The sequence below is a fragment of the Cellulomonas sp. P4_B5_2 genome (assembly GCF_056402235.1).
In genome coordinates this window covers 1-5,830 of sequence record NZ_JBFUHU010000327.1, presented here as the reverse complement: position 1 = coordinate 5,830, position 5,830 = coordinate 1, and the positions used below count along the sequence as shown (strand labels likewise).

Below are 5,830 nucleotides of genomic sequence, written 5' to 3'. Positions count from 1 at the left end.
GCCAAGGCGCGCGTGATCGCCCTGCAGGTGGCCGGCGCGTTCCACACCGAGCACATGGCGCCGGCGGTCGCCGAGCTCCGCGCCGCGGCCGACGACGTCACGCCCGGCGAGCCGATGATCTCGCTGCTGACCAACTCCGACGGCACCGTCGCAGCCTCCGGCGCGCGCGCGCTCGAGCTGATCGTCGCGCAGGTGGCCAACCCCGTGCGCTGGGACCTGTGCCAGGCCGCGCTCCTCGAGCTCGGCGTGACCGGGCTGCTCGAGGTGGCCCCCGGAGGCGTGCTCACCGGGCTGGCCCGGCGTACGCTGCCCGGGGTCGAGACGGTCGCCGTCAAGACCCCTGCCGACCTCGACGCCGCGCGCGACCTCGTCCGTCGGCACGCCGGAAACCCCCAGAGCACCCAGGAGTCGTCGTGACCCGTCCCACTCTCACGCAGGCCACCGGACCGGCGCACTCGCGCATCCTGGGCCTCGGCGGCGTCCGTGGAGAGCGCACGGTCCCCAACGACGAGCTGGTCGGCCCGATCGACTCCTCGGACGAGTGGATCCGCCAGCGCACCGGCATCATCACGCGTCGCCGTGCCGAGCCGGGCACCGACGTGCTCGACCTCGCCGAGGCGGCCGCGCTGCAGGCCATCGCCAACGCGGGCCTGACCGGCGCGGACATCGACGTGGTGATCCTCTCGACGGTCACCTACTTCCACCAGACCCCGGCAGGCGCCGCGATCTTGGCGGACCGCATCGGCGCCACCCCGGCGGCAGCCTTCGACATCTCGGCCGCCTGCGCCGGCTACTGCTACGGGATCGGCCAGGCCGACGCCCTCGTGCGCGCCGGCAGCGCCCGGCACGTGCTGGTGATCGGCGCCGAGAAGATGAGCGAGTTCGTCGACCCGACCGACCGCTCGATCTCGTTCCTGCTGGGCGACGGTGCCGGCGCGGTCGTCATCGGCCCCTCGGACACGCCCGGCATCGGCCCGACCATCTGGGGCTCCGACGGCAGCCAGGCGCAGGCGATCCGCCAGACGCACTCGTGGCTGGCCACGCGCGACGAGGGCGCCGGCTGGCCGACCCTCCGTCAGGAGGGCCCCAGCGTCTACAAGTGGGCCGTCTGGCAGATGGCCCCCGTCGCCCAGAAGGCCATGGACGCCGCCGGGGTCACGGCCGACGAGATCGACGCCTTCATCCCGCACCAGGCGAACATGCGGATCATCGACCAGATGATCAAGACCCTGAAGCTCCCCGACACGGTGGTCGTCGCCCGCGACATCGCGGACACCGGCAACACGTCCGCCGCCTCGATCCCGCTGGCGACCGAGCGGCTGCTGCGCGAGGGTCAGGTGTCCAGCGGTGCGCTCGCCCTGCAGATCGGCTTCGGTGCCGGTCTGGTCTACGCGGCGCAGGTCGTCGTCCTGCCGTAGCAGAGATCCTCGGTACGACCCCGGTTGTACCGTTCGTCCGACCCCAGTGCTTCGACCACGAAGCAGCAGCACCCGACAGAGGAGACACCGATGGCGTACAGCGAGCAGGAGATCCTGGCCGGCCTGGCCGAGATCGTCAGCGAGGAGACCGGTCTGCCCACGGACTCCGTCCTGCCCGAGAAGTCCTTCACCGACGACCTCGACATCGACTCCCTGTCGATGATGACGATCGTCACGCTCGCCGAGGAGAAGTTCGACACCCGGGACCGACCACCCTCACGACAGCCCACCAGGAGCACCGATGAGCCACGTACCCGACGTCGTCGTCACCGGACTGGGAGCCACCACGCCTCTCGGCGGGGACATCCCCAGCACCTGGGCCGCCGCGCTCGCCGGTGAGTCCGGGGCCCGGCCCTTCGACAACGACTGGGTGGAGACCTACGGCCTCCCCGTCACCTTCGCGGCGACCATCAAGGTCAAGCCCGAGGACGTGCTCCCCCGGCCGGAGCTCAAGAAGATGGACCCGTCCGCGCAGTACGCGATCATCGCGGCGCGCGAGGCGTGGGCCGACGCGGGCTCCCCGGAGGTCGACGGCGACCGGCTCGGCGCGGTGGTCTCGTCCGGCATCGGCGGCATCTGGACCACCCTGGACGCCTGGGACACGCTCAAGGAGAAGGGTGCCCGCCGCATCCTGCCCATGACMGTGCCCATGCTCATGCCGAACTCCCCCACCGCCTACGTCTCGCTGGAGCTGGGCGCCCGCGCCGGTGCGCACGCGCTCGTCTCCGCCTGCGCCTCGGGTGCCGAGGCCATCGGCTACGGCGTCGAGATGATCCGCACCGGACGAGCCGACATCGTCGTCGCAGGCGGCACCGAGGCCACCATCCACCCGATGCCCATCGCGGCGTTCGCCGCCTCCCGCACGCTCTCGCTGCGCAACGACGACCCCGAGGGTGCGTCGCGCCCCTACGACGTCGACCGGGACGGCTTCGTCATCGGCGAGGGTGCCGGTGTCGTCGTCCTGGAGAGCGCGGAGCACGCTGCCGCCCGCGGCGCGCGCGTCTATGCCCGGATCGCCGGCGTCGGGCTGTCCGCCGACGGCTACCACATCACCTCCCCCGAGCCGTCGGGCGACGGTCAGATCCGTGCCATGCGGGCTGCCCTGGACGAGTCGGAGATCGCGCGGATCGACGTCGTGCACGTCAACGCGCACGCCACGTCGACCGTCGTCGGTGACCTCATCGAGGCGCGGTCCATCCGTGGCCTGCTGGGCGACGAGGCCGACCACGTCGCGCTCTCGGCGACCAAGTCGATGACCGGGCACCTGCTCGGTGGCGCCGGCGCCCTGGAGACGATCTTCACCGTGCTGGCCCTGCACGACCGGCTGGCCCCGCCGACGATCAACGTGGAGAACCCCGACCCCGAGCTGGTGCTCGACCTGGTCCGGGACAAGCCGCGTGCGCTGCGCGACGGCGACATCGCGGCGGTCAACAACTCGTTCGGCTTCGGCGGSCACAACGTCGCCCTGGTCGTCGCGTCGGTCTGACGACGCCGGACAAGCCCTGAGTGGTGGTGCACCCCGTGCGCCGCGACTCAGGGCTTGTTCGCTCTCTGCGCGGATCCGTAGCCGTCGAACTCGCCGGTGGGCGGTCGAGGCGACTCGGGTGAGAGCTCAGCCGACCCGGTGCAGCCAGCGGACCGGAGCACCCGCACCGGCGTAGCGGAACGGCTCGAGCTCGTCGTCCCAGGCCTGCCCGAGGGCCAGGTCCAGCTCCGTGCGCAGGCGCACGGGGTCGGCGCTGTGCTCCAGGGCGGCCCGGATGCGGTCCTCCGGCACGACGATGTTGCCGTGCACGTCGGTCGCGGCGTGGAAGATGCCGAGCTCGGGCGTGTGGCTCCACCGGGAGCCGTCGACGCCGTGGCTGGCCTCTTCGGTGATCTCGTAGCGCAGGTGCGCCCAGCCGCGCAGAGCGGACGCCAGACGCGCGCCGGTGCCCTGCGGCCCCTGCCACGAGTGCTCCGCACGGTAGAAGCCCGGTCCGGCCGGCTGCGCGGTCCAGTCGAACGTGGTGCGCGAGCCCAGGAGGTTGCCTGCGGCCCACTCCACGTGGGGGCACAGCGCACGCGGCGCAGAGTGCACGAAAAGTACACCGCGGGTGATCGCACCTGCCATGTCGTCCTCCTGAACGGGCTCGAGGTTCGCCTTCCCCAACGACCTCAGTCACGTTCACAGGACACGCATGACATACAAGAAGCACTCGCGGCGTGCTGGGGACAGCATGCCGGAGGAACGGGGCGAGCGCCAGCGACTAGAGCGTGTCGCGGATGGCGCGCATGGCCTTCTTGCGGACGGATCGCTCCAGACGGTCCAGGTAGAGCATCCCGTCGAGGTGGTCCACCTCGTGCTGCAGGCAGCGGGCCATGAGCTCGACGCCCTCGACGACGACCTCCTTGCCGTCCAGGTCGGTGCCCACCACCCGCGCGTACCAGGACCGGTGCGTCGGGTACCAGAGGCCGGGGACCGACAGGCAGCCCTCGTCGCCGTCCTGGTACTCGTCCTCGGACAGCTCGACGATGACCGGGTTGAGCACGTAGCCCACCTCGTCGTCGATGTTCCAGGAGAACGCCCGCAGGCTGACGCCGATCTGGTTCGCGGCCAGCCCGGCGCGACCCTCGGTGTCCACGGTCTCGATCAGGTCCTCGACGAGGCCGCGCACGCGGTCGTCGATGGTCGTGATCGGGTCGCAGGGGGTGCGCAGGACGGGGTCTCCGACAGTCCGGATCTCTCGCATCGCCATGGGCCGATCCTCGCACGACCAGCGGACGCACGAGGCGGACCAACGCCCTGGTGGTCGCGCCGGACGCCGCATGTGAGCAGGACGACACCCCTGCCGCCTCGCTGCTTCTCCCCACCGGATCTATTCTTTGTACTGACCGGTCAGTCAAAAGGAGTTCTCCCGTGCCCAGTGCGCCCCCGATCGCCCCCCTCGCCCAGCCGTCTGCGGTGACGGCGCGCTCGCTGCAGCTCCGCGGCGATCGCGGCACGGTCTACGGCCCGGTCGACCTCGACGTCGTTCCGGGGGCTCTCACGCTGGTCCAGGGGCCCCAGGGCGCCGGCCGCACGAGCCTCCTTCTCACGCTCGCCGGCCGCATGGTGCCCGATGCGTCGTCCGAGGTCGTCGTGCTGGGCCACCGCATCCCCGCCCAGCGGTCCCTCGTGCAGCGGGAGGTCGCGCTCGCGGGGTTCGCCGGCATCGACGAGCTCGACGACTCCGTGACGGTCGGCTCGCACGTGCGGGAGCGCCTGGCGTGGCTGGCGCCCTGGTACCGCCGCTCGCGCCGCGCCGACCAGCAGGTCGTCGACCGTGCGCTCGCCCCGGTCTTCGGTGACCTGCAGGTCCCGGACGCGCAGACGGTCGTCTGGCACCTCGACGAGGTGGAGTCGCTGCTGCTGCGCATCGGCCTGGCGATGGCGCAGCGCCCCGGGATGCTCGTCGTCGACGACGTGGACCAGGTGCACGACCCTGCACGTCGGCGCCTCGTCTGGTCCCGCCTCGAGGCCTTGGCCGCGTCGGGCACCACCGTCATCGCGTCCTGCGCCGACCCCGACGAGGCCACCGGCACCGCCTGGACCGTCCTGCCCGTCCACACCCCCACCGACTGAARGTTCGCCATGCTCTCCCTCACCTCCGGCACCGAGCTGCAGCGCTTCCGCCGCGGACGCCTCCCCCGCCTGGCGGTCGCCGCCATGCTGCTGGTCCCGCTGCTCTACGGCGCGCTGTACCTGTGGGCGTTCTGGAACCCGAGCGGGCACCTGGACGCGATGCCGGTCGCCCTGGTGAACGCCGATGCGGGAGCCGACCGGGACGGCACCCGCCTCACCGCCGGCCAGGACCTGACCGACACCCTGACCGACGGGGCCGCGCTCGACTGGGTCGTCACGGACGCCGCCGATGCCGCCGCCGGTGTGCGCGACGGGGACTACTACTTCGCCGTCACCATCCCCGCGGACTTCTCGGCGGACCTGGCCTCCGCCGGCGAGGACGAGCCGACGGCGGCACAGATCGACGTCACCTACAACGACGCCAACTCGTTCATCGGGACCACCCTCGGGCGCACCGCGATGGACCACGTCCGCGACGCGGTCGCCGCCACCGCGGGCGAGGAGGCGGTGGACCAGGTGCTGGTCGGCCTCGGCTCCGCGCGTGACGGGATGCTGCAGGCCGCGCACGGCGCGGTCTCCCTGAGCGACGCGTCCGAGCAGGTGGGCGCCGGTGCCCAGCAGGTGGCCGACGGGGCGACCGACGCCCACGACGGCGCGGTGCAGCTCGCGTCCGGCGCCGCCGCGCTGGACACCGGGACGGCGCAGGTGTCCGCCGGGGCCTCGCAGCTCGCTGCCGGAGCCTCGCGGC

Annotated in this window: 7 protein-coding genes and 1 pseudogene; 6 read left to right on the top strand and 2 right to left on the bottom strand. The window is 72.3% G+C overall.

The features are described 5' to 3' along the window. The 4 genes and pseudogenes from AC1DUQ_RS18650 to AC1DUQ_RS18635 all read left to right on the top strand — a co-directional run. The coding region (locus AC1DUQ_RS18650) for an ACP S-malonyltransferase (RefSeq protein WP_477074320.1) at positions 1 to 417 on the top strand (417 nt) is incomplete at its 5' end. After that, complete coding sequence (locus tag AC1DUQ_RS18645) at positions 414 to 1,418, top strand: beta-ketoacyl-ACP synthase III (protein ID WP_477061672.1); 1,005 nt, start codon at positions 414 to 416, stop codon at positions 1,416 to 1,418. The genes AC1DUQ_RS18650 and AC1DUQ_RS18645, both read left to right, overlap by 4 nt. A 90-nt stretch (positions 1,419 to 1,508) precedes the next feature. Continuing rightward, positions 1,509 to 1,682 (top strand): annotated as a pseudogene (locus AC1DUQ_RS18640) (acyl carrier protein); the annotation flags it as partial. Between the two features lie 37 nt (positions 1,683 to 1,719). Beyond that, positions 1,720 to 2,964 (top strand): beta-ketoacyl-[acyl-carrier-protein] synthase family protein, encoded by a 1,245-nt coding sequence (locus AC1DUQ_RS18635; RefSeq protein WP_477061671.1) that lies wholly within the window; start codon positions 1,720 to 1,722, stop codon positions 2,962 to 2,964. A 126-nt stretch (positions 2,965 to 3,090) separates the two neighbouring features. On the opposite strand, the gene AC1DUQ_RS18630 is transcribed toward AC1DUQ_RS18635, so the two are convergent. Together AC1DUQ_RS18630 and def are read right to left on the bottom strand one after the other, a co-directional pair. Then, on the bottom strand, positions 3,091 to 3,591 hold the full coding sequence (locus tag AC1DUQ_RS18630) for a DUF3145 domain-containing protein (RefSeq protein ID WP_175346079.1): 501 nt from the start codon (positions 3,589 to 3,591) through the stop codon (positions 3,091 to 3,093). 136 nt (positions 3,592 to 3,727) lie between these two features. After that, positions 3,728 to 4,216, bottom strand: coding sequence for a peptide deformylase (gene def, locus AC1DUQ_RS18625; RefSeq protein ID WP_477061670.1), 489 nt, complete (start codon positions 4,214 to 4,216; stop codon positions 3,728 to 3,730). 161 nt (positions 4,217 to 4,377) lie between these two features. Between def and AC1DUQ_RS18620 the strand changes: the two genes are divergently transcribed. Further along, positions 4,378 to 5,082, top strand: a complete 705-nt coding sequence (locus tag AC1DUQ_RS18620) for an ATP-binding cassette domain-containing protein (RefSeq protein WP_477061669.1) — start codon at positions 4,378 to 4,380, stop codon at positions 5,080 to 5,082. 9 nt (positions 5,083 to 5,091) lie between these two features. Further along, the coding region (locus AC1DUQ_RS18615) for a YhgE/Pip domain-containing protein (RefSeq protein WP_477074319.1) at positions 5,092 to 5,830 on the top strand (739 nt) is incomplete at its 3' end.